19 protein-coding genes, 1 tRNA gene and 2 pseudogenes are annotated in these 22,487 nt (G+C 60.5%); 9 read left to right on the forward strand and 13 right to left on the reverse strand.

The genetic code is table 11. From position 1 onward, the window contains the following. Positions 1 to 20 precede the first annotated feature (20 nt). From rfbC to AC1D2G_RS21565, 4 genes are all read right to left on the reverse strand, one after another. Complete coding sequence (gene rfbC, locus AC1D2G_RS21550; protein ID WP_095091969.1) at positions 21 to 575, reverse strand: dTDP-4-dehydrorhamnose 3,5-epimerase; 555 nt, start codon at positions 573 to 575, stop codon at positions 21 to 23. After that, a complete protein-coding gene (gene rfbA / locus AC1D2G_RS21555) occupies positions 576 to 1,457 on the reverse strand; it encodes a glucose-1-phosphate thymidylyltransferase RfbA (RefSeq protein ID WP_457154263.1) in 882 nt (293 codons plus the stop codon). A 133-nt stretch (positions 1,458 to 1,590) separates the two neighbouring features. Beyond that, positions 1,591 to 2,616, reverse strand: coding sequence for an NAD-dependent epimerase (locus AC1D2G_RS21560; RefSeq protein ID WP_477416531.1), 1,026 nt, complete (start codon positions 2,614 to 2,616; stop codon positions 1,591 to 1,593). A 37-nt stretch (positions 2,617 to 2,653) separates the two neighbouring features. Further along, positions 2,654 to 3,244 carry a biotin transporter BioY gene (locus tag AC1D2G_RS21565; protein ID WP_477416533.1) on the reverse strand — a complete coding sequence of 197 codons (591 nt, stop codon included), beginning with the start codon at positions 3,242 to 3,244 and terminating at the stop codon, positions 2,654 to 2,656. Between the two features lie 124 nt (positions 3,245 to 3,368). Here AC1D2G_RS21565 and AC1D2G_RS21570 point away from each other — a divergent pair, with 124 nt between their 5' ends. Beyond that, positions 3,369 to 4,277, forward strand: a complete 909-nt coding sequence (locus AC1D2G_RS21570; RefSeq protein WP_477416535.1) for an MBL fold metallo-hydrolase — start codon at positions 3,369 to 3,371, stop codon at positions 4,275 to 4,277. A 10-nt stretch (positions 4,278 to 4,287) separates the two neighbouring features. On the opposite strand, the gene AC1D2G_RS21575 is transcribed toward AC1D2G_RS21570, so the two are convergent. Beyond that, a complete protein-coding gene (locus AC1D2G_RS21575) occupies positions 4,288 to 5,073 on the reverse strand; it encodes a DUF1499 domain-containing protein (protein WP_477307706.1) in 786 nt (261 codons plus the stop codon). A 156-nt stretch (positions 5,074 to 5,229) separates the two neighbouring features. Continuing rightward, the gene (locus AC1D2G_RS21580; protein ID WP_477416536.1) at positions 5,230 to 6,858 is read right to left on the reverse strand and encodes a fatty-acid--CoA ligase; all 1,629 of its coding nucleotides are present in this window, start codon (positions 6,856 to 6,858) and stop codon (positions 5,230 to 5,232) included. A 190-nt stretch (positions 6,859 to 7,048) separates the two neighbouring features. Here AC1D2G_RS21580 and AC1D2G_RS21585 point away from each other — a divergent pair, with 190 nt between their 5' ends. Both AC1D2G_RS21585 and AC1D2G_RS21590 read left to right on the forward strand, forming a co-directional pair. Continuing rightward, positions 7,049 to 7,405 carry a hypothetical protein gene (locus tag AC1D2G_RS21585; protein WP_457154218.1) on the forward strand — a complete coding sequence of 119 codons (357 nt, stop codon included), beginning with the start codon at positions 7,049 to 7,051 and terminating at the stop codon, positions 7,403 to 7,405. A 139-nt stretch (positions 7,406 to 7,544) separates the two neighbouring features. Beyond that, on the forward strand, positions 7,545 to 7,934 hold the full coding sequence (locus AC1D2G_RS21590; RefSeq protein ID WP_477416538.1) for a DUF427 domain-containing protein: 390 nt from the start codon (positions 7,545 to 7,547) through the stop codon (positions 7,932 to 7,934). Positions 7,935 to 8,002: 68 nt separating this feature from the next. Here AC1D2G_RS21590 and AC1D2G_RS21595 read toward each other — a convergent pair whose 3' ends face one another. The 3 genes from AC1D2G_RS21595 to ppdK form a co-directional block, all read right to left on the reverse strand. After that, a complete protein-coding gene (locus AC1D2G_RS21595; protein WP_477416540.1) occupies positions 8,003 to 8,743 on the reverse strand; it encodes a polysaccharide deacetylase family protein in 741 nt (246 codons plus the stop codon). Between the two features lie 170 nt (positions 8,744 to 8,913). After that, positions 8,914 to 10,017 (reverse strand): glycosyltransferase family 9 protein, encoded by a 1,104-nt coding sequence (locus AC1D2G_RS21600; protein WP_477416542.1) that lies wholly within the window; start codon positions 10,015 to 10,017, stop codon positions 8,914 to 8,916. Positions 10,018 to 10,272: 255 nt separating this feature from the next. Beyond that, positions 10,273 to 12,957: a pyruvate, phosphate dikinase gene (gene ppdK / locus AC1D2G_RS21605; protein ID WP_477416544.1), complete on the reverse strand. Its 2,685-nt coding sequence runs from the start codon at positions 12,955 to 12,957 to the stop codon at positions 10,273 to 10,275. A gap of 223 nt (positions 12,958 to 13,180) precedes the next feature. Here ppdK and AC1D2G_RS21610 point away from each other — a divergent pair, with 223 nt between their 5' ends. Beyond that, on the forward strand, positions 13,181 to 13,525 hold the full coding sequence (locus AC1D2G_RS21610; protein ID WP_477416546.1) for a VOC family protein: 345 nt from the start codon (positions 13,181 to 13,183) through the stop codon (positions 13,523 to 13,525). A 127-nt stretch (positions 13,526 to 13,652) separates the two neighbouring features. Next, positions 13,653 to 13,727 (forward strand) — tRNA-Gln (locus AC1D2G_RS21615). Positions 13,728 to 14,306: 579 nt separating this feature from the next. On the opposite strand, the pseudogene AC1D2G_RS21620 reads toward AC1D2G_RS21615, so the two are convergent. Both AC1D2G_RS21620 and AC1D2G_RS21625 read right to left on the reverse strand, forming a co-directional pair. Next, a pseudogene (locus AC1D2G_RS21620) lies at positions 14,307 to 15,284 on the reverse strand (recombinase family protein); the annotation flags it as partial. Between the two features lie 385 nt (positions 15,285 to 15,669). Further along, on the reverse strand, positions 15,670 to 16,374 hold the full coding sequence (locus AC1D2G_RS21625) for a hypothetical protein (RefSeq protein WP_477308790.1): 705 nt from the start codon (positions 16,372 to 16,374) through the stop codon (positions 15,670 to 15,672). Positions 16,375 to 16,494: 120 nt separating this feature from the next. Between AC1D2G_RS21625 and AC1D2G_RS21630 the strand changes: the two genes are divergently transcribed. The 3 genes from AC1D2G_RS21630 to AC1D2G_RS21640 all read left to right on the forward strand — a co-directional run bounded on the left by AC1D2G_RS21630 (position 16,495) and on the right by AC1D2G_RS21640 (position 18,928). Then, positions 16,495 to 16,746 (forward strand): helix-turn-helix domain-containing protein, encoded by a 252-nt coding sequence (locus tag AC1D2G_RS21630; RefSeq protein ID WP_477416548.1) that lies wholly within the window; start codon positions 16,495 to 16,497, stop codon positions 16,744 to 16,746. Between the two features lie 437 nt (positions 16,747 to 17,183). Beyond that, positions 17,184 to 18,218 (forward strand): adenylate/guanylate cyclase domain-containing protein, encoded by a 1,035-nt coding sequence (locus tag AC1D2G_RS21635; RefSeq protein WP_477416550.1) that lies wholly within the window; start codon positions 17,184 to 17,186, stop codon positions 18,216 to 18,218. Further along, positions 18,173 to 18,928 (forward strand): hypothetical protein, encoded by a 756-nt coding sequence (locus AC1D2G_RS21640; RefSeq protein ID WP_477416552.1) that lies wholly within the window; start codon positions 18,173 to 18,175, stop codon positions 18,926 to 18,928. Before AC1D2G_RS21635 ends, AC1D2G_RS21640 begins: the two co-directional genes overlap by 46 nt. A gap of 160 nt (positions 18,929 to 19,088) precedes the next feature. Here AC1D2G_RS21640 and AC1D2G_RS21645 read toward each other — a convergent pair. After that, positions 19,089 to 19,229: pseudogene (locus tag AC1D2G_RS21645) on the reverse strand (integrase); the annotation flags it as partial. A gap of 137 nt (positions 19,230 to 19,366) precedes the next feature. Between AC1D2G_RS21645 and AC1D2G_RS21650 the strand changes: the two are divergent. Further along, entirely contained in the window at positions 19,367 to 19,819 is a 453-nt protein-coding gene (locus tag AC1D2G_RS21650) for a hypothetical protein (RefSeq protein ID WP_477228632.1), read from the forward strand. Positions 19,820 to 19,957: 138 nt separating this feature from the next. Here the strand turns inward: AC1D2G_RS21650 and AC1D2G_RS21655 are convergent, their stop codons facing one another. Beyond that, the gene (locus tag AC1D2G_RS21655; protein WP_477304628.1) at positions 19,958 to 22,075 is read right to left on the reverse strand and encodes a sensor histidine kinase; all 2,118 of its coding nucleotides are present in this window, start codon (positions 22,073 to 22,075) and stop codon (positions 19,958 to 19,960) included. Positions 22,076 to 22,487 lie beyond the last annotated feature (412 nt).

Consider the following 22,487-nt stretch of genomic DNA (forward strand, 5'->3'; position numbering starts at 1 on the left):
TGCTGTCCTCATGCAACCCATCAGGCGAACACTTCGGCGGCGGCCAACACCGGCGCCTTGAGGTCCTTGTCCGAAAGCTGGAATCCGCCAGCCAATGACGGCCATTCGATGCCGATGGCAGGATCGTCGAAACGGATCGAGCGGTCGTGCTCGGGCGAATAGGTATCGGTCACCTTGTACAAGACTTCGGTGTCCGGCACGAGCGTCACGAAGCCATGCGCAAAGCCCTTCGGCACCAGAATCTGGTTGCCCTTTTCGGCGGTAATTTCGAGCGCAACCCATTTTCCGAAGGTTGGCGAGCTGCGGCGAATGTCGACCGCCACGTCCAGCAGCGCACCCCGCACGACACGCAGCAGCTTGTCCTGGGCTCGCGGCGCAAGCTGGTAGTGCAGCCCGCGCAGAACGCCCGCCGCGGCAGAATAGGACTGATTGTCCTGGACGAAACTCAAGCCTATGCCGGCCTGCGAAAAGCGCTCGGCATGATAGGTTTCGACGAAGAAACCACGCGCATCGCCATGTCGTTTCGGAATGATTTCCAGCACGCCTTCGATGCCAAGGGACCTGACCTCCAGCATTTACTCCTCCAACCGCTCGACGACGCGCCGGCGCAGATAGACGGCATACTCGTTTTTTCCCAGGCGGGTGGCGCGCTGGAGGACGTCGTCCGCCGTCAACCAGCCCTGTTCGAAGGCGATTTCCTCCGGGCAGGCAACCTTGATGCCCTGGCGATGCTCGATCGTGCGCACGAACGAAGACGCTTCGTGTAAGCTGTCGTGGGTGCCGGTGTCGAGCCAGGCATAACCACGCCCCAATCGATGCACATGCAACTGACCACGCTCGAGATAGACATTGTTGACCGCCGTGATCTCAAGTTCGCCACGCGCCGAAGGCCGGATCGCCGGGGCAATGTCAACGACATCGTTGTCATAGAAATAGAGGCCGGTGACGGCCCAGTTGGATTTCGGATTGTCTGGCTTTTCCTCGATCGTCAGGGCGGTTCCGGTGACCTTGTCGAAGGAAACAACACCGTAACGCTGGGGATCTTCGACATGATAGGCGAATACGGAAGCCCCCGTCTCGCGCGAAGCCGCTGCACGGCAGAGCTGCGACAGGCCTTCGCCGAAATAGATGTTGTCGCCGAGGATCATCGACACGCTGTCCTTGCCGATGAAATTCCGGCCGATGATGAAGGCTTCCGCAAGTCCGTTGGGTTGCGGTTGCTCGGCGTAGGACAAATCAAGCCCAAACTCCGATCCGTCGCCAAGCAACTCGCGGAAAACCGGCAGATCACGCGGCGTTGAAATGATCAGAATCTCGCGGATACCCGCGAGCATCAAAACGCTCAGCGGATAATAGATCATCGGCTTGTCGTATATCGGGAGGATTTGCTTGGAGACTGCCAACGTTAGCGGATAGAGCCGCGTTCCGCTGCCTCCAGCAAGGATAATTCCTTTCAAGAAGTTCTCCTTGACATGCCTAAACCCCCAGCCCTGACATAAACCGCGCTCGTGCTTAGGTTCCATGCAATGGCTTGTCAATCTCGGCGATCGACAAACAGCCGGACTATTGGCGCGCCAGGCGCGCCCTCCGCTAGGTCAGTCCAAAATACGCCCGGTACCAGTCCACAAACCGCCCTACCCCATCGGCAACCGTCGTCACCGGGCGGTAGCCGACCGCCTGCTCCAGCGCCGATGTGTCGGCAAAGGTATCGGGCACGTCGCCGGCCTGCAGCGGCAGCATTTCGATGATGGCTTTCCTGCCAAGTGCGCTTTCCAGCGCCTCGACATAGGCGGTGAGCTTCACCGGTTTGCTGTTGCCGATGTTGAAGATGCGCCAGGGGGCGCTGCTGGTGGCCGGATCCGGACGGCCGGAGTCCCAGGCGGCATTGCCGACAGCCGGGCTATCGCTGGCCCGGACGACGCCTTCGGCGATGTCATCGACATAGGTGAAGTCGCGCGTGTGGTTGCCGTTGTTGAACAGCTTGATCGGCTCACCGGCAAGAATGCTTCTGGTGAACAGGAAAAGCGCCATGTCCGGACGCCCCCAGGGACCATACACCGTAAAGAAGCGAAGCCCGGTCGTCGGCAACCCGAACAAATGGCTGTAGCTATGCGCCATCAGCTCATTGGCGCGCTTGGTCGCGGCGTAGAACTGCAGCGGATGATCGGCCGGCCGATGCTCGGAAAACGGCATGTCGGTGTTGGCGCCGTAGACACTCGAGGTGCTGGCATAGGTCAAATGCGCAACGGCGCTGCTGCGGCAGGCCTCGAGCATGTTGGTGTAGGCGATGATGTTGCTTTCGACATAGGCATGCGGGTTTTCCAGGCTGTAGCGAACCCCTGGCTGGGCGGCGAGATGGATCACCCGGTCAAACGTGTGGTTGGCAAAGCAACCATCGACCACGCCTTTGTCGGCGAGATTGCCGCGGATGAAATGATAGCTCGCATTGGTCTTGCGGCTGGCTTCCTCCAGCAGCCGCAGCCTCGCCTCCTTGATCTGCGGATCATAGTAGCTGTTGACGCTATCGATGCCGACAACCTCGTCGCCGCGCTCCAGCAGGCGCTTCGATACGTGACAGCCGATAAAGCCGGCGGCGCCGGTGACCAGGACCTTCATCAGAAGCGCCAGTCCAGTCCTCGATCTCTCCCGGTGTTCAGGAGCGCTTCAGCAGCGACCACACGGCCGGCACCAGGCTTGCCGCCAGGGCAACCTTGATCAGATCGCCGACGATGAATGGCACGACGCCGAACTGCCACGACTTTTCGGGACCGATCAGCAGCGCCAGCCAGGCAAAGCCCATCGCCATCATGACGACTTCGGCAACCAGCATCGCGCTGAAAAGCTTGCCCGGATGACGGTCCCAGCCCCGATCGGCGGCCCAGCCGACAATCGCCGCCATGGCCACGAAACCCAAGAGATAGCCGCCGGTCGAGCCGAGCATGTAAGCAATGCCGATACCCTTTTCCGGGGCGCTCTGGAAGACCGGAAAGCCCATTGCGCCCTCTGCCATGTAGAGCAGCACGGTGGCGACGCCCAGACGCATCCCGAAGGCAGCGGCGATCAGCAACACGGCCAGCGTCTGCATCGAAATGTCGACCGGCCCGAGCATCACCTTGGTCTTGGCCGACAGGGTCAGCAGCAGCGTTCCGGCGATCGCCAGGAAAAGCTGCGTTGCCAGCCGCGCCGCGCCCTCTTGCGGCAAAGCCAGAGACACAAGCGGACGCATCGTTGTTGCAATTGCCATCGTATTTCCCCAATCCGATTGCCGCTATCTCATGTTCGCGGCCTCGCGTTCTCCTATATTGGCTTGTGTGTTATGCGGCAATCGGTTTTGCCGTCTCCTCGAACAAGGCACCGATGCACCTGCCATGGCTCTCAAATTCGAAACCGGCTTCGATCCCGCCTATGGCAAGGCGGTGAGCGTCGCGCCTGATATCCAGCGCATCACCGCCCGCAATCCAAGCCCCTTCACCTTTCACGGCACCAACAGCTACATCGTTGGCCGCGATACGCTGGCGGTGATCGATCCTGGGCCGGACGACGAGGCGCATCTGCAAACCCTGCTCGAGGTGATTGCAGGCCGGCCGGTCAGCCATATCTTCGTCAGCCATACGCACCGCGACCATTCCCCGCTGGCGGCCCGGTTAAAAGAACGCACCGGCGCCGCCGTGCTGGCGGAAGGACCGCATCGCCCTGCAAGACCCCTGCATATCGGCGAGACCAACGCGCTCGACGCCAGTGCGGACACGGCTTTCGTTCCCGATATCGCATTGCCCGACGACAGGGTGGTCGACGGCGACGGCTGGTCGATCAGGACGATTTTGACCCCGGGCCACACCGCCAATCATGCGACATTCGCGTTGGAAGGAAGCGGGATCCTGTTTTCGGCCGATCATGTCATGGCATGGGCGACGTCGATCGTCGCGCCGCCGGATGGGGCGATGGCCGACTATATGGCCTCGCTGGACCGGCTGATCGAACGTGGGGACCGCCTGCTGCTGCCGGGACACGGCGGGCCGGTGACCGCACCGCGCCGTTTCATGCGCGGGTTGAAGACGCATCGCAAGATGCGCGAGCGCGCCATCCTGGAGCGGGTCAGAGCCGGCGATCGGACGATCGTGGACATGGTCAAGGCGATCTATCGCGATACCGACCCGCGGCTGCATGGCGCTGCCGGATTGTCGGTGCTTGCCCATCTCGAGGACCTGGTGGAACGCGGCCTGGTCGTGACAGACGCCGCACCGGCCATTGACGGCAATTTCACGCCGGCCAGATAGGTCGCCAAGCTCATTCGGCCGGAGCCGCGCCAACCTGACCGGCGACTTCCTGGTCGAGTTCAGCGAGGAAATCGACGATATGCGCGGCATTGTCGCCGAGATCGTAGCGGCCGTAGCGAGAGGCCGACCGCATGTCGACGATGATCGTGTCCCCGTCGTCGGTCACGCGGATCGCGACGTCGGCGGGAAGACCGAGCACAAAACCCTTGGCCACTGCGGTAATCGTCACCTCGGTTTGCCCCCTGAGGTCTGGATAGGGCTCGGAAAGGTCCCAATCGCGCCGGTCGAGCACGGTCTCGACGGCATCCACGACGGTGTCGAACGGCAGGTCGTAGCTGCGTGCGCTAACCAGCGGATAGCTCTCCGTCTGCAGCCGCTGTTCGCCAGGCGTGGATGGGGAGAGCACATTCATGTCTTTGGTCCGGTCGCTCACGTCGAGCGCGGGCGGATTGTCGAAATCCGTCGAGATATCCCTGAGCGGCGGATAGATCGTCGCCCAGTAGGCGGCAATGCCATAGGGTGCGAGCACCAGCAGCGCCAGCAAGGCGCCGACTGTCAGGTCACGACCACCAAGGTCGCCGAAGTTCCATAGCCGCGAAAAGGCAAACCCGGCAAACAACAGCGCCAGGGCCGCCAGCAGCGCCACAATACCCATCACCCACAGGAAGACAGGCGTTTCGACGAGGTCGAAGCGATGGCCGACGAAAGCGGTCAACAGCAGCACCGCCGAAAAGGCGGCCGTGCGTCGCGACCATCCGGCCGCCTTCGAGGTCTGCCGTTCAGGAATACTTGCCATCAATTGCCGCACCACCCCAACCCGAACGGAGACTTAGAGCGGTTCGTCGTTTCACGGAAACGATAAACCGCTCTATCTCTTTGTTTTGACGCAATTCCCGGAATTGCTCTAGAATCTTTTGCTGGCGGCTTGAAGCCGAAAGACGCAACATTCCCGTCAATCCGTCGGCAAGCGATAGTCCCGGAATTGCTGACGCAAGGTGATCTTCTGGATCTTGCCGGTGGCGGTGTGCGGTATTTCGCCGACGAAGGCGACATCGTCCGGCATCCACCATTTGGCAACTTTGCCATCCATGAAGTCGAGAATGTCAGCCTTGGTCGGTTCCTTGCCTGGCTTTCGGACAACGACCAGCAACGGCCGCTCGCCCCACTTCGAATGATGGACGCCGATGGCTGCTGCCTCGGCGACATCGGGATGACCCACAGCCAGGTTCTCGAGATCGATGGTCGAAATCCACTCACCGCCGGACTTGATGACGTCCTTGGCGCGATCGGTGATCTGCATATAGCCGCCGGCGTCGATGTGAGCGACGTCGCCGGTGTCGAACCAGCCGTCCTCGTCGAACTGCTCCGAGCCAACACCGCCATAGTAGGCGCGGGCAACGGCCGGTCCACGCACCTTCAAGCGGCCAAATGTCTTGCCATCCCACGGCTGCGCGTTGTCGTCGTCGTCGGTCACCTTCATTTCGACGCCGAAGGGCGGGTAGCCCTGTTTCTGCTGGACGTCGAGCCGGGCTTCACCCTGGAGACCGGCATAGTCCGGCTTCAAGGTGCACAGTGTGCCGAGCGGTGACATTTCGGTCATGCCCCAGGCGTGGATGACCTGGACATCGTAGTTCTGCTGAAACTTGGTCATGATCGCGCGCGGGCAGGACGAGCCGCCGATGACGACCTTGTTCAGATAGGGAAGCTTCTTGCCGGTCTCCTCCAGATACTGCAGCAGCATCATCCAGACGGTCGGCACGGCAGCGCTGAAGGTCACCTTCTCGGTGTCGAGCAATTCATAGATCGAGGCGCCGTCCATCTTGCAGCCGGGCATGACCAGCTTGGCGCCGATCATCGGCCCGCTCTGGCCAAGGCCCCAGGCATTGGCGTGGAACATCGGCACGACCGGCAAGATCGTATCGCGTGCCGACAGCCCCATGGCGTCAGGCATGGCGGCGATCATGGCGTGCAGCACGTTCGAGCGGTGGCTGTAGACGACGCCCTTCGGATCGCCCGTGGTCCCCGACGTGTAGCACATGCCGGCAGCCGTGCCTTCGTCGAAGGTCTTCCAGGCGAAGTCGCCATCCGCCTCATCAAGCCATTCTTCATAGGCAACCACATTCGGCAGGGTCGTCTGCGGCATGTGCGCCTTGTCGGTCAGCACGATCACCTGTTTCAGCGACTTGACGGCGCCGGCGATCTTCTCGAGCAACGGCACGAAGGTCAGGTCGACGAAGACAGCCTTGTCCTCGGCATTGTTCATGATCCAGACGATCTGCTCGGGAAACAGGCGTGGATTGAGCGTATGGTAGATGGCGCCGATGCCCATGATGCCGTACCAGGCCTCGATGTGGCGCGCTGTGTTCCACGCGAGTGTGGCGATGCGGTCGCCCAGGCGATAGCCGTCGCGTTCCAGCCGCTGGGCGACCTTCAGGGCGCGGCGATGGATGTCCGCATAGCTGATGCGCACGATCGGCCCCTCGATCGAGCGCGACACGATCTCGCGCACGCCATGCTGCCGCTCGGCATTGTCGATGAGCTTATGGCAAAGCAGCGGCCATTCCTGCATCAGTCCCAGCATTCGTTCCTCCCCTGCGCTTTGCGTCGTGCTTTTCGTGCCATTGTGGAGCGAACCGGCGGATTGTCCAGCCACCAGCACCGGCAAGCCCAGCATTGATCGGCATGACGGACAAGACCGCCACAATCCGGCCATCGTCGGCGTTAAGGTTCGTTAACGGGCAAGGGGCGATTGGCGACTGAAAGAGGTTCGCATGGACGCGCAGCTCGACGACAAGTCCCTTGAGAATACGCTTGCCGAAAGTCTGGCCGATCTGGGCCCTGATACAAAGACTGTTTCCGAAGATGAATTTGTTGAAGTTGTCGGCGGCGCGCTGGAAGCGGTCGGCGGCACACTGCTGTTCAAGATGTGCGTCCAGAACGAAGGCGAAGGCCAGCACGTCGCAGCCGCATCCATCGGCGACGGTGGCAATCGTCAGTTCCTGCTGCTCACCTTGCCAACCGGTGGCGGCCCCCTGAAGGTCGAGACCACATCGAGAAGCAGCAATCCGGTGGCCGGTATCGCAGCCGCCTATGCCGGGCTGATGGATGCGTTCAAGACCGCCGCCTGACTATCGACAGGCAATCTTCGAAACCGTGATCGGGCCTGCACCCGGCCTGGGCTAATGGTTTGCGTGTTGCGTGGCGACAGCAGGCCTTGCGCAACGCGTTTGCGCGACACACCTTAAAGCCGAGGCAAGGAGAACCCGCATGGATCAGATCGTCAACCCGGCACCCGGGTTCCAACGCAATCCCGACAAGGTCATCACCATCGAGCCTTATGTCGGCACGGTTACGGTGCGAGTCGGAGACACGGTCATAGCGTCATCGACGGAGGCCAAGGTGCTGACCGAGCCTCCCTATCCTGCGGCCTTCTACATTCCGTTCGCCGACATCGATTTCGGCAAGCTCAGCAGCACGGAACACTCGACCCACTGTCCCTACAAGGGCGATGCCAGCTATTGGAGCGTGCTGCCTGCGGGCGAGACCGGCCAGAACGCGATGTGGGCTTACGAGCAGCCTTTCGACGAAATGGCTGAAATCCGCGACCACGGCGCGTTCTACGCCAGCAAGGTCAGCATCGAAGCAAACCCGGGCTGAGCTCCTCGACCTGCCTCACAGGTGCATCGAGAGTCAGGTCAGGGCCGCTTCACCTAACATCAACGCAGCTAGTCCGTGGTGCCGTGATTGCCGAATCCGTCGGCATCGTCGAGCCGCACGAAGGTCAGGCCCTTGGCCTTGAGCGCCAGAAGCCCCTGCACCACGCCTTCGCCGGCCGCATGGGTCGGCTGGTTGATGTGCGAGATAATGACGTCGCCGTCCTTAGCCGCCGCGATGCGCCGCGCGGTTTCCCTGGCGCCGAGCAATGAGCCACCATCGCCGTTTATCGAGAATCCCGCGATCTTGAAGCCAAGCTTGCGGATCATGGCGATTGCCAACGGGCTGTATTCGGCGGTCGCGCCACGAAACCATTTCGGCGCCGGCTCGCCGGTCTTGGCAAGGGCGGCGGCACCCGACTGGACCTCGGCCAGCACGGCGTCGGGGCTGCCGGCGCTGCGGATGCCGTAGATCTTTTGCGGCGTGTCGACGGCAGGGATATGATGGCCGCCGTGATTTTCCAGCTCGAACAGGTCGGGATGCGCCCGCATGATCTCGACCGCGGCGGCGTTTCGCTTCAGCCAGATGCCGGTCACGAAAATGGTGGCGGGTATCTTGTTTTCGACCAGCGCCGAAAGGATCCGGTTGTCGGTCTGTCCACCGCAGGCATCGAGCGTGAGCGCAACGCGGCCGGCTCCGCTTGCCTCCGGCCTGATGTGCAATGTCGGCTCGACGAGCGGCGCGGCATGGCCGCTGGACACCACGGCCAACGACATGGCGATCATGCAGAGACTTTTTTGCAGCAGGCGCATCAAACCGAATTCCCGACCGGTGCTTTCAAGCAGGCATCCCAAGACCCGCAAGAAGGCGAAAATCGGGATGGTGCATAGCAGAAAGCGCCCGGCGCGACAATTTGACTGTCCGCGGTGTGAGCGGCTTGTTCCGCGACCAGCGATGGCCGTTGTCCGCGCGACGCATGAACTCAGATGGCGCGTTCGAGCTTCACGTCGGTGCGCGAAAGGAGTTCGCGCACCGCATCGACGACTGGTTTGACCTCCAGTCGCCAGACGCAGTAGGCCCTGCCGAAATCCGGCCAGCCGCAACGGTCGCTGGCCACGCAGTCGCAAGGCATCGGCGGTTGAAGCGCGATATTGGGCACGCCGACGGGACCCCACTGCGACGGCGGCGTCAAGCCGAACAGGCCGACAACCGGGATTCCGGCTGCAGCCGCCATGTGCATCGGGCCGCTCTCATTGCCGAGAAACAGCCGGGCCTGTTTCAGCACCGCCAGCAACGTCTCAAGCGACAGCGCTCCAACGAGATTGACGACGGGCGACGCTGTCCTGGCGACGATGCGTTCGGCAATCTCCCGCTCGTCCGGGCCGCCCACCAGAACGACGTCCAAACCGGTTTCGCCGACAATCTCGCCAATCGCCTCGGCAAACCGCTCCGGCTGCCAACGTCGCCCTTCGAAGCTTGCGCCGGCGTGCACCGCGATGAAAGCGTTTGGATGAAGATGATGCTTGCCCAGCAGCGCCAACGCATTTGACGTCTCGGGCGGGAGCGGTTGGAGGTTTGGAACCGTCACATGGAGACCGACGCCAAGCGCCTGGAGCGGCGAAAGATAGCGGTAGACGAAATGTTCTTCACCAAAGCCAAATGGCTTGGCAAACACGTTGGCGGGCTGCCGCTCCAGCAGACGCAATGGCCTCTCGGTGGGATTGTAGCCCACACGGGTCTTTGCATTGACCAGCCCGGTGAGCATGCGTGACGTCTTTGAATCGGTCAGGTCGATCGTCATATCGAAATGGAAACGGCGCAGCGCCCGCACGACGGCGTAAAGCTCTTTGCCGCGCTGCAGGGGAGTGCCGCGCAGGCGGGCACGCTTGAACGTGACCACCTCGGAGGCAATGTCATGGGCGATTACGAAGCTCGCGAAGCGCGCGTCGCACAGAAACACCAGCCTGGCATCGGGGAATTCGAGCCGCAGGTTTTCTGAGAGCACCGAGGCGAGAACGAGATCTCCAATGTACTTCGTTTGAATGACCAGGATCGAGCGAATCGGCGCGGGTGCAGTCTGCAACATCTGTTTCCCAGGACAATTGGCGGGATGTCGAAATTACGCAATGCCGTCAGCACGTTCGTGTGAATTGCTTTACAAAACGGTAAGCTCGACCGGATGGATCCTATCCGCGGCCGGCCTTAGAGCAATTCACCGCTCATGGAAACGGCGAATCTCTAACCCTTTGCTTTGACGCAATTCCCGAAGCAAAAGCGTATCACACTTTTCCTGGAATTGCTCCAGCTCTTTGCTTTGACGCAATTCGGGACGGAAACTGCTTCACACTTTTCCGGGAATTGCTTTCGTAACCAGCACCGCCGCCTGCGCGGCCGCTAACCTCGCAATCGGCACGCGATAGGGCGAGCAGGACACGTAGTCGAGGCCGACCTCTTCGCAAAACCGAATCGAGGCCGGATCACCGCCATGTTCACCACAGATGCCGAGCTTGATGTCGGGCCGTGTCGCCCTGCCCTTTTCGGCAGCCATGCGCACCAGTTCGCCAACCCCGTCGATGTCGAGCGAGACGAACGGATCCTGATCGATGATGCCCTTCTGGCGGTAGGTCTCCAGGAACGAGGCCGCATCGTCGCGCGAGATGCCGAATGTGGTCTGGGTCAGGTCATTGGTGCCGAAGGAGAAGAATTCGGCCGTAGCGGCGATGACATGGGCGCGGATCGCCGCGCGGGGGAGTTCAATCATGGTTCCAGTCAGATAGTCGATCTTGACGCCGGTTTCCTCCATGACGCTTTTGGCGACGGCATCGATGCGCGCCTTGACGTAGTCGAGTTCCTTCACCAGGCCGACCAGCGGCACCATGATTTCGGGAACGACAAGTGCGCCGGCCTTCTTGCCCGCCTCCACGGCGGCCTCGAAAATGGCGCGTGCCTGCATCTCGGCGATCTCGGGGTACGAAACCGCAAGCCGGCAGCCGCGATGGCCGAGCATCGGGTTGAATTCATGCAGCGCGTCGGTGCGCTGGCGGAGCTTGTCGGGCGACACCTTCATGGCGGCGGCAACCTCGGCCACCTCCTCCTCGGTCTTCGGCAGGAATTCGTGCAGCGGCGGATCGAGCAGGCGAATCGTCACCGGCAGGCCTGCCATGATCTCGAACAGTTCGAGGAAATCCGAGCGCTGCATCGGCAGCAGCTTGGCGAGTGCCGTGCGCCGGTCCTTCTCGGTGTCGGCCAGGATCATCTCGCGCATGGCGACGATGCGGTCGCCATCGAAGAACATGTGCTCGGTGCGGCAAAGCCCAATGCCTTCGGCGCCAAAAGAGCGCGCCATGCGCGCATCGAGCGGCGTTTCGGCATTGGTGCGCACCTTCATGCGGCGAACGGCGTCCGCCCACTCCATGATGGCGGCGAAATCGCCGGACAATTCCGGCTGCAGCATCGGCACGGCACCCTTCAGCACCTGGCCATTGCCGCCGTCGATGGTGACGATGTCGCCCTTGCGGAAGGTCGCCCCCATCGCCATCAGCGTGCCGGCCTTGTAGTCGACGCGCAGTGAGCCTGCGCCAGACACACAGGGTTTGCCCATGCCGCGGGCTACGACAGCGGCATGGCTGGTCATGCCGCCGCGCGTGGTCAGGATGCCTTCGGCCGCATGCATGCCGTGAATGTCTTCAGGACTGGTTTCGATGCGCACCAGAATCGCCTTGCGGCCTTGCGTCTTCAACTCTTCGGCGTCAGCAGAGGAGAAGACGATCTCGCCGGTGGCAGCACCGGGAGAGGCTGGCAGCCCGACGCCGATGACGTCGCGCGCTGCCTTGGGATCGATGGTCGGGTGCAGCAGCTGGTCGAGCGAGGCCGGATCGATGCGGGCGACCGCCTCTTCCTTCGTAATCAGCTTGTCCCTTGCCATTTCGACGGCGATCTTCAACGCCGCCTTGGCGGTGCGCTTGCCGGAGCGGGTCTGCAGCATCCACAACTTGCCGCGCTCGATGGTGAATTCGAGGTCCTGCATGTCGCGATAGTGTTTCTCCAGACTATCGGAGATGGTGACGAAGGATTGGAACGCGTCCGGCATCAGCTTCTGCAAGGACGGCTTGTCCGATCCGGCGGCAATGCGCGCCGCCTCGGTGATGTTCTGCGGCGTGCGGATGCCGGCGACGACGTCCTCGCCCTGCGCGTTGACCAGGAACTCGCCATAGAGCATCTTTTCGCCGGTCGACGGATTGCGTGTGAAGGCAACGCCGGTGGCCGAGGTTTCGCCCATATTGCCGAACACCATGGCCTGGACGTTGACCGCCGTGCCCCAGCTTTCGGGGATGTCGTGCAGGCGCCGGTAAGTGATGGCGCGGTTGTTCATCCAGCTCGAAAACACCGCGCCGATGGCGCCCCAGAGCTGCTCATGCGGATCCTGCGGAAACGGCTTGCCGAGTTCTTCCTCGACCTTGGCCTTGTAGAGCGCGATGACGCCTTGCCATTCGAGAGCCGTCAGTTCGGTGTCGAGCTCATAGCCGAGCCCGCCCTTCTGGTCTTCGAGGATTTCCTCGAACACCTCATGGTCGAGGCCCATCACGACATCGGAATACATCTGGATGAAGCGGCGGTAGCTGTCATAGGCAAAGCGCGCGTCGCCCGAATCGGCGGCCAGCGCCTCGACCGTCTCGTCGTTCAGCCCGAGATTGAGCACGGTATCCATCATGCCGGGCATCGAGGCGCGGGCACCGGAACGCACCGAGACCAGCAGCAGTTTCGACGGATCGCCGAACCGGCGGCCAGTCAGCCGTCCGATGTGATCGAGCGCGACCGCGACATCCGTTTCCAACCCTGGCGGATAGGTGCGGCCATTGGCGTAGTAAGCGTTGCAGACCTCGGTGGTGATGGTGAACCCGGGCGGCACCGGCAGGCCCAGACTGCACATCTCGGCCAGATTGGCGCCCTTGCCACCCAGCAGATTCCTGTCGCCGGCACGGCCTTCCGCCGCACCATCGCCAAAGGTGAAAACCCATTTGGTCATGCTTTGCTCTCCGGTTGCAGGAGATTGGAAAGATTGGCGAAACGGAAAGTTCCGCCGTGTCCGACTGTCGAGCGATATGATGCTGCAGTGCGAAACGCAAGGCGTCGGCAAAGTTGTGCGGCCGCTACAATCGATTAAGCAAAAGCTCTGTCCAAGGATGCGGCAAAAAGACTTGCCATTCCGGAGCTTTTGGAGTAGAACATAACAGGAACAAAGGTGCGCCATGAAACTACACGGAAAACTCGATTACCTGGAAATGCCGGCGACCGGCGGAACGCTGGACCGGCTCAAGGCTTTCTACAGCGCTGCCTTTGCCTGGTCGTTCACCGACTATGGACCGACCTACTCAGCCTTTGCCGAGGGGTTGGACGGAGGCTTCCAGGCCGACGCGGCGGAAGCCCCCGCCAAGCCGCTGCCCGTGCTCTACAGCGGGGATCTGGAAGCGACACTCGACGCGGTCGAGAGTGCCGGCGGCACCATCGTCAAGCCGATCTTCTCGTTCCCCGGCGGCCGGCGCTTTCACTTTGTCGATCCGGCCGGAAACGAGATGGCGGTGTGGGCCGAATAGCCATCGCATGTCATCTGGCAGCACTGCGTTGCCTGCCCATTTTGGACGTTCCCATCGTCGCTCATAAGGATTGTGCTTTTCGGCTGCTCTGCTAAGAACGCGCCGCACAAGCGACTCTGACGGCAATTGGGGCGTCGCCAAGTGGTAAGGCATCGGTTTTTGGTACCGACATTCCCAGGTTCGAATCCTGGCGCCCCAGCCAAACTGGATCTCCCTTGGACACGACGATCCCTTGGGACTGATCCGTCGATAGCGCCGCAGTCGTTTCGGCAAGCAAATCAAACGGTTGTCGAAAGGCAGCGCGAACCTCGCCGTCTTCCCACGTGCAGTTCGACAGTAGCAGATTCAGAAGCCGTTTCTTCTCACCAGGAGCTTGGCGGGCGAACAGTTGCCGGGCATTTCGCGCTAGCTCCAACAGGCGCACGCCATCCTCCATGTATGATTCCTCGGCTGCGCCGTGCCGCTCGATCTCGCGTACCAGGCGTGTCTGTTCTATACGCCATTGCGCTGACATCCGATCGTAAAAGGCACTGTCGATGCGTCCATCGAGCTTGTCCAGGTACATTGCCTGGAGCCGATCCTCGAGGCGCTTGTATTCCTTCTGGCATCGCAGGATCGCCTGTTCCTGCTCCTTCCGCTCATCGGCGTGGCTGGCTTTGAGCGCGTCGCGGACCCAATCCAGCACCTCCTCATCGAAATGAAGTTTGTCCAGCAAGCCGCCAAAGGTCTCTTCGAGGACCTCCTCGCGGACGTACTTGCGGCGGCACTCGGCATAGCCACCACGGCCTTTGTCGCTGTGACCGGTGCAGTGGTAATAGACGTATTTGCCTTTCTTGATCTCGGCCACTACCGCGCAGCCGCATCTGGCACAGGTCATCAGGCCGCCGAAGGCAAATTCATAGCCGTAGGAATGGATAGGCGTCGCATGTCGGCCCATCAGCACACCTTGGACCCGCTCCCATAGCTCGATCGACACCAGCGGCTCGTGCTTGCCGTGCTGCAGCTTGCCGTTCCATTGAAACAATCCGGTGTAGAGACGATTGCGCAGAATCGAGTGCACCGTGCTCACCGGAACCGGATGCCCACTCTTCGGATACACAAGGCCTTCCGCGTGGGCTGCCTTCGTGATTGCCTTGAGAGAATATCCGCCAGTTGAGTAGCGCTCGAACAGCCTCGTTATCATCGGCGCCAACTCAGCGTCCGGTTCAATGACCTTCCTGCCGTCGCTCCCTGTGACGTTGAGATAGCCAAGCGGAGCCTTGGTCGGCCAGATTCCCTGCTCCGCCTTCTCCATCTGCCCTTTGCGCGCTTCCTCCGAGAGATTGTCGATATAGTTCTTAGCCATCAGCACTTTGATGCCGTGCATGAACTTTTCGGACGAGCGCGAGTCCTGTGAGAGGATCACGCCTTCCTTGGCGAGGTGGATCTCGACGTCAAGTTCGTCGAGCGTCACCCAATCTTTCAAATTGCGATAGAGACGGTCGGTCTTCTCAACCAGAACAACCCGCACGCCAGGGTGCTTCCGAAGGTATTTGACCATCTCGTTGAAGTTGGTCCGCCCGCTGCTTTTGGCAGTCTCAATGTCTATGAATTCCTGGGCAATACCAAACTGCTTCTGAGCCGCATACTCCCTCAGAAGTTTGCATTGGGCAGGGATGGAAAAGCCTTCCTTCTCCTGTTCCTTAGAGGAGACCCRAGCATAGAGCAGCGCCTTCACCAAGCCGCTGCGAGTTGCAATCTGCGCAGTTTTCTTGACCATCTCTTAGCCTCGTCTCCTGAGGGCGGAGCGAGGTGAAGCCTCGCTCATTCCATATTTTGCCATTCGGAAAGGAGGCGGAAGAACCCGGTGACGTTTTCCACGATCTGGCGCGCATCCTCCCTGGTGAGCTTTCGGCCAGTGCGCTGCTCGAACAACTGAGCCGTTCTATCCAAGAAGGCACCATCCACGGCGCAATTCTGTGGAGACAGGGTCGTCTCAACCGACCGACAGGCGTTCCTTGGTCTCTTCATCGTCTGTGCCCGGTTTCAGTCGCTTTGCAGCACCAGGCAAGGATCGCCGATTTCTCTCCAATCTCGAATGGCCGATGTGTACGCTTCAGCCGCCTTTTCCGCGCCGCCGCCTTGGACGGCTAGGGGCTAAACCCCTACCCTTCCCTTCCGGGTTCCGTCGGTCTGAGCGCGGACGAAAAACAGTCTTGATCTGCCGACGCGAGCGCGCCTTCTTGGCCCAGCCGCATGACATCGTCGAAGGCCGAGCGAATCTGCGGCCAGGGAAACTCTACGCCTCCCTCCCGCACCTCGCTCTCAAGAAGCACCGCATTCAATTTGGCCGCTACGCCGGTAAGGGAGGTGGCAGGTGCCGCAGCCAAGGCTTCGAGCAATTCTTCGGCTCGATCGGCTGCCGTGATTTCCGCCTCTGTCACGGCCGAATAGCCAATTCGCTTTTCGGCGGCATTCCAGCGTGCCTGATGAGCCTCCAAACTGGCTTCTGCATCGGCGCGAGCGTCATCGGCCTCCGCATCAGCATTGAGCACCTCGCGGAGTGCCCTGATAGAATGAACCGTCAGATTCTCGCCACCGGGCAACTGGACGGTCACACAAGGGTAGCCGATGGTCTCCACAAGCGTGCGTTCCAAGTGCGCACTTTGATTGCAGAGGCGCTCGCTCAGTTCGTGAGCAGTGCGCCATTCTCGCCAAATCGCCAGCGCGGGATCGGAAGGTACCGCTGCTGCCGGCGCCTTGTCGGCAAAAGCACCTCTTTCCCATCCTAAGATTGCAATCGCCGTTGCACCAAGTACCCTCCTGCGGGTGACGAAAGACAAAGGCGTGGTATTGTCGGAATCAGCCATGATCCGAGCTCCTAAACAGCTTGGTAGTGGTCAGGCCGCACCGAGTGTATCGAGCACCGGTGCGGCCGCTAGTCACCATCGTTTATGTCACTTTTTGTGACTTTTAACAAGATGAATGTCATGAAAACGGACATACTGCCTCAGCAGATCCGAGCAGCTCGGGCCTTGATTGACTGGACGAGAGAGGACCTGGCGAACGCCTCCGGAGTGACAGTTCGGACGCTCGCCAGAATTGAAAGCTCTCAAACGCTCCCTAGGCCGGCAACACTTCAGGCGATATCTTCTGCGTTGGAAGCGGCGGGGATCGAATTCATTTCGCAGAATGGAGGGGGACCAGGCGTCCGCCTTGCGCTTCGACTGGACGACAGCTGACACCACCAACAGCCGTTCTGCTATGGAGTCTTTCCGAAGAGCGATCGTTGGCGGGATCGGAAAAGCCTAACTTCAGTCCGCTAAGGGGCCGCTTCCTGTGTCCGGTTTCGGTGATCGCCCAGCGGTAAGCTGCCTTTCTGCGCCCGACCCCATTGCGGACATCGACGCGCCGCCGTTTCAAAAGCGGCTCAGCGCCCCCTTCCCGCCATAGAGGCTGGTCGCACCATTTCCCGCGAGCAGTCGTTCCACTAAAAAGGCCGTGGGCGGCAAGCCGACTGCCAGGTCTTAGGCAGCAGCGTCGAAAATCTTACCTTTGGTGGTCAGGGCGGTGGGCAACCCGCCCTCTTGGCCCATTCGACAAATCCGGCCAGATGGACATGTCCGCGGCGCCGCAATACAATTACGGATAGTTCCTGCCTTGGGAGCCATCGCGCAGTATGGCTGAACAACGCGCTCAACGTCGCCTTGCCGCCATCCTGGCCGCCGATGTGGTCGGCTATAGCCGCATGATGCAGCAGGACGAAGCCCGCACGCTAGCGATACTGAAGGATCGACGGAAAACCGTTCTCGAACCGACGGTCGCCAATCACGGTGGCCGGATCATCAAGCTGGTAGGTGATGGTGCTCTCATTGAGTTTGCCAGCGCTGTGGACGCAGTCGAGTGCGCCGCACGGCTGCAAGAACGCATGGCTGCCGGAAATGCTGACCAGTCGGACGGTCTCCAGATCGTGCTGCGCATTGGAGTCAACCTGGGCGACGTCGTAGTCGACGGCGATGATCTCTACGGGGACGGCGTGAATATTGCGGCGCGGTTGGAAGCCCTTGCCGATCCCGGCGGCGTTTGGATTTCAGAAGACGCTTACCGGCAAGTTCGAGGTAAGCTCGCGCTTTCGTTTGAAGGTGCTCGGGTTCTCAAGAACATCGCCGAACCGGTCCGCATCTATCGGGTCACAAACACGCCGGCAGTAACGGTTACGGCGACGACGACTTCGACACCTGAGAAGCCTTCGATCGCCGTGCTGCCGTTTGCCAACCTGTCGGGCGATCCTGAGCAGGACTACTTCGCCGATGGAATCGTCGCGGACCTCATCACCCAACTGTCGCGACTGCGCGATCTGCTGGTCATTGCTCGGAACTCGACCCTCATGTTCAAGGGCCGAACTGTGCGGGTTCAGGATGTGGCGCGCGATCTGGGGGTACGCTTTATCCTTGAGGGGAGTGTGAGGCGCGCAGGGAACAGAATTCGCGTAACGGCTCAGCTGATCGATGGCGCGTCGGGTGGGCATGTTTGGGCCGAGCGCTATGACCGGGAGCTCACCGACTTTTTCGAACTTCAAGACGAAATCACCAAAGCCGTCACCGTTGCACTCCAGGTTAACTTGACCGAAGGCGACACAGCGCGGATCGCGGCCGAAGGACCCGCAACTTGGAGGCGTGGGAAGCCTTCCTGCAGGGCCAGACCGCAATACTGAAGTTCACAAAGCTCGACAATATCCAAGCACGATTCTTCTACGAACGAGCCGTACATCACGATGCAAACTATGCGCTCGCCTTCGTTATGCTGGCGCACACCCATTGGTTGGATGCGCGGCTTGGCTTCACCCCCGATCCGGCGATCTCTCTTGGGCTAGCAAAGGCGGCTCTTCAGCGTGCGGAGGACCTTGTAGGCGAAACCGGCGCAGTTCTGCACTACAAGGGAAATGCTGCGCTGATGGAGCGGCGCCACGATGAAGCCCTTGAATTCCACCGCCGCGCGGGCGAACTGGCGCCGAGCGACGCCTACTGCGCGGCCGCATTCGGCATGACACAGGTCTATAGCGGCGATTTTCAGGGAGCCATAGCAACCCTGAAAACCTCGCGGCGACTCAGCCCATACGCCATCAACTGGGCTATCTACTACCTCGCCTGGGCCGATCTCTGGCAGGGCGATCTGGAGCAAGCGCGGTCCGATGCTGCGCTCTACCTGGCGCGCGAGTCACACGAGCCTTTTGCCTACATCTTATCGGCAATCACCGCTGCCGCCACTGGCCGGCTCGACGCCGCCCGCGGTCACATCACCGTCCTGCTTGGCAAGCATCCGGAGATGACTCGCTCTGGTGTTGCCGCCGCACAGTTCTATCGCGATCCCGAGCGCCTGCAGCGAATTATGGCTTGGCTCAAGGATGCGGGTCTGCCCGAATGACATTTTCTTGGTCACTTTCTACAGGTCTGTATGTGACACGAAGCGGTCACTAGCACCTCGCCACCGGACTGACCGCTTTCCACCCCATGGTGGTCGGGGCCGTTGAGATTGATAACCCGTCGAAGCGGTCATCCGCGTCGCGCCGGATGACCGCTCAACGTCAGATTTCGGTCCGCTCTGCCAAGAGCAGCGCGTCCTCCACGTCGACCCCCAGATATCGGACCGTGTTCTCAATCTTGGAATGTCCGAGCAGTATCTGGATGGCGCGGATGTTTCCCGTCGCCTTGTAGCTCATCGACGCCATGCACTATTGAGATAGGACGATGCCGCGTCGGAAACTTCTGTCCGCACGTGCAATGGCCGTAGGGCCAATATCGGCTATACGAAATTCGGAGGATGATGGCTGCTGCCCCTACGTCAGGTGGAGGGAAATCAGCCATGAAGATCGCTGTCTTGCCGAAGCGACGCCGCTTATCGAGCCAAGTTCTTGCCTTGGCTGTGCTGGTGCTGATGACTCTCCCGCTGGCGGATCACGTGACTGCACCTTTGGCGGACGAGGACGTCTCCCCGCCCGTTGAAGACATCGCCGCCTTGCTTCTGATCGTCGGTTGTTCGGATGGTCTTTCCCAATGCCATGAACTGCCCGCCCCGGTTTCCATCTTCGAAACGAAGGAGGATTGCGATCAGCAACTTCCAGACTCGCTCGGAGCCTTTACTGGGCAATTCGAACAGGTCTACGCACAATGCCTTTCGGTTGACCCGGTCATGGAAGATGAGGATGCCAAGCTCGTCTGGGAGGTTCACCCCGACGGAACCCTAACTGCCTCGGTCGAGGTAGCACCACCGCAGAGGATTGAACCAACCAGCACGGTTGCCCTTATTCGCCCTTAGAAACGGCTATTGACCCGGCACGGCGTTAATGCGCGGGCAAACCTCTAACGCACCAGAACCACCATAAATTCATGGCCGTCGGCAGATGTCCGCTTTGATGCATTGCGAACTCGAATTGGACGCGCGAGGCATCACCAACTATCGGACAAGAGGAAGTCTGATCCGGAACGACGCACCGCCGTGATCCTGATTTTTCGCACATATCAGTCCATTGTGCGCCTCGATAATAGTGCGCGTGATGGACAGCCCCATGCCCATGCCTTCCGCCTTGGTGGTGAAAAATGGTTCGAAGACCTCTTCCAATTTGTCTTCGGGAATGCCCGGTCCGCGATCAGACACGCACAACTCGGCAAACTGTTCAACGCGCGAAGTCCGGATGCTGATGGTGTGATTTTCGCTCGGCGTCTCGTTCATCGCGTCGATCCCGTTCACGACAAGATTCACAACGACTTGTTGAAGTTGAATGCGGTCGCCGAGGATCGGAAGCGCATACGGTGTGATCACGCTGAGGAGTTCGACTTTTCGGCCGATTGCTAGCGCCGAAAGAAATTCGACGGTTTCCCGTGCGAGGTCGTTGAGGTCGAGGCTTTTCAGTTCGAAGGGTGCCTTTTTCAGGAGGCTGCGCATCCTCTGGATGACGTCGGTAGCGCGCCGGTTATTCTGCAAGATATCGCTCACGATGTCGCCGAGTTCAGGGATGTCGGGGCTCGGCGATTTCAGGATGAATTCCGCGGATTCGGCGCTCATCAGAATAGCGCCGAGCGGCTGGTTTATTTCGTGGGCAATGGAGGCGGTCAGCTCGCCGGCGGTCGAGACGCGGCCGACATGAGCAAGCTCTGCCATGCGCTGCCGGGACTGGACTTCGGCCACTTGACGCCGACGATGCTCACGCAGCAGGACTGCAATAAGCCCGGCCTGTATCAGAACAACCGCAGTCACAAGGGCAATTTGCCAGGGATACCGTTCCAATTCGGTTAGCTCTTGGAAGTAGATTTGGCTCTCTGGAGGGAGACGGGCCTCGCTGATACCCCAGCGTCGCATCTGCTGCCAGTCGAACATTAGCTTACTGCTGGAGACTTCGGAAAAGTTTTGCTGAGGCACCGCGCCTGTCAGCAGCCGCAGAACCATCTTGGCTGTCTCAGCGCCATGCGCGGTGAAACTATACAGGCTTCCCCCTACGATACCGCGACCGAGGTATTGATCGACAAAGGCATAGACGGGCACGCTTGCCGCGTTGGAAACACGTTCAACGACCTCATGTGGAACGACGGGATGGCCGCTGCCGTCTCGAAACATCGAGACGAAGAGGACGATGTCTCCGTGCGGCAAATGCGAAAGCCTCGCGAGAAGCTGTTCCAGGGGGAGTTCGGACAGGTAAGTAAACGAAACCCGGTTTTCATACGGACGGAACTCCTTCTGCGCCGCCGCGAGAAGGCTCTTGTCGAAGTCCGTCGTGCCGGAAACGACAACAACGCCTTCGGTCGCGGGCTGGAGACGAAGTGCAACCTCAAGTGTCGGCGCAAACTGCCTCTTTACAAGAACGCCGAACACGTTGCGTGGGAGCGCACGCGTGCCAAGTTGTCCTCGATCAAGCCCGCAGAACACAATTGGTGTGTTCGGAAATATCTGATCACCGTAGTTCAAAAGGAAATTAAGCGCAGGGGCCATGACGGCAACTGCTACGTCGATCTTCTTCTCGGCATATTTTGCACGGAGGAAGTCCCGCAGCAGCGTGTTGTAAGAATCTGAGCCAAATCGGGACAAATCCATCGACTCGCGATAGACCTCGATTGGCTCGGTGGAGTTGGACTGCAGTGTATGGACTAGTTCCGCGCTCAACACCGATAGACCAGGCAGTTCGACCCGTTCGTCAAAAAGCAGAACGATATTCCGCGTGGCAGCCGACACCGGCAAACAGCCAGCTATCGATATGGCTAAGCTCGCGCAGGCAATTAGAAGGTTGGCGCGCAGTCTCATGGCGAGCGGCAACACGAACCTGCTGCAGGATCGGATCTGAGCGGCAGTCTCGCCAATTGAGGTCAAAAGAATGACGGCGGCGGCGATCCACATATTGACCAGCCGCCTCATCCTCGATGTGTCCCATGCTTCTATGCAGCCTCGATGGGTCGCGATCAGTCTGTCTAGGATTTCGCGAGCATCCAAGGTAACTGCCATGCACTCGATGACCAGCCAGTCGAGGCTGAGACTGCCGCTATTGGCGAGCATTGGCAAGACCGAGCCCGGCGATGTGGGCATCCATTGTCCGAAAGGCGGAGATGCGACCCCAACAGGAGCGTGCAGAAAGGTCGAAAATTAGCAAAATAGACCTCCGGTGCTGGGCAACTGCGACCTCCAGCGTGGTTGCCGCTAGTGTCTGCTTTCAGTGGTTGGCAGGACTGGGTTCTACGGCCGAGATGAGGGGCACAGCTGCCGTTCACGTCGCGGCAGAAGCAGATCCGGTTTGGGGGCCAGAAGCGGAAGTTCGCTTCAGCGTCGACCGGCGCCGATCAGCCCTGCATGATGGATTGCAGGATGGCCTGCATGTGCTCTTCCAGGTCGAGTTCGCCCGTGCCTCAACGGGCAATAGGTAGTCGGCCTTGGCCCGGCGGTCGCCTCGGCTGGTCGCAGAATAAGAACAGATGGCCAGCAATGCTTGCTCTTCATACCG

It is taken from the genome of Mesorhizobium sp. P2_C7 (genome assembly GCF_056404515.1).

Coding starts and splice junctions, on each gene's coding strand:
- rfbC (WP_095091969.1), bottom strand. CDS start 575: ATGCTGGAGGTCAGGTCCCTTGGCATCGAAGGCGTGCTGGAAATCATT.
- AC1D2G_RS21560 (WP_477416531.1), bottom strand. CDS start 2,616: ATGAAGGTCCTGGTCACCGGCGCCGCCGGCTTTATCGGCTGTCACGTA.
- AC1D2G_RS21565 (WP_477416533.1), bottom strand. CDS start 3,244: ATGGCAATTGCAACAACGATGCGTCCGCTTGTGTCTCTGGCTTTGCCG.
- AC1D2G_RS21570 (WP_477416535.1), top strand. CDS start 3,369: ATGGCTCTCAAATTCGAAACCGGCTTCGATCCCGCCTATGGCAAGGCG.
- AC1D2G_RS21575 (WP_477307706.1), bottom strand. CDS start 5,073: ATGGCAAGTATTCCTGAACGGCAGACCTCGAAGGCGGCCGGATGGTCG.
- AC1D2G_RS21580 (WP_477416536.1), bottom strand. CDS start 6,858: ATGCTGGGACTGATGCAGGAATGGCCGCTGCTTTGCCATAAGCTCATC.
- AC1D2G_RS21585 (WP_457154218.1), top strand. CDS start 7,049: ATGGACGCGCAGCTCGACGACAAGTCCCTTGAGAATACGCTTGCCGAA.
- AC1D2G_RS21590 (WP_477416538.1), top strand. CDS start 7,545: ATGGATCAGATCGTCAACCCGGCACCCGGGTTCCAACGCAATCCCGAC.
- AC1D2G_RS21595 (WP_477416540.1), bottom strand. CDS start 8,743: ATGCGCCTGCTGCAAAAAAGTCTCTGCATGATCGCCATGTCGTTGGCC.
- AC1D2G_RS21600 (WP_477416542.1), bottom strand. CDS start 10,017: ATGTTGCAGACTGCACCCGCGCCGATTCGCTCGATCCTGGTCATTCAA.
- ppdK (WP_477416544.1), bottom strand. CDS start 12,957: ATGACCAAATGGGTTTTCACCTTTGGCGATGGTGCGGCGGAAGGCCGT.
- AC1D2G_RS21610 (WP_477416546.1), top strand. CDS start 13,181: ATGAAACTACACGGAAAACTCGATTACCTGGAAATGCCGGCGACCGGC.
- AC1D2G_RS21625 (WP_477308790.1), bottom strand. CDS start 16,374: ATGGCTGATTCCGACAATACCACGCCTTTGTCTTTCGTCACCCGCAGG.
- AC1D2G_RS21630 (WP_477416548.1), top strand. CDS start 16,495: ATGAAAACGGACATACTGCCTCAGCAGATCCGAGCAGCTCGGGCCTTG.
- AC1D2G_RS21635 (WP_477416550.1), top strand. CDS start 17,184: ATGGCTGAACAACGCGCTCAACGTCGCCTTGCCGCCATCCTGGCCGCC.
- AC1D2G_RS21650 (WP_477228632.1), top strand. CDS start 19,367: ATGAAGATCGCTGTCTTGCCGAAGCGACGCCGCTTATCGAGCCAAGTT.
- AC1D2G_RS21655 (WP_477304628.1), bottom strand. CDS start 22,075: ATGCCCACATCGCCGGGCTCGGTCTTGCCAATGCTCGCCAATAGCGGC.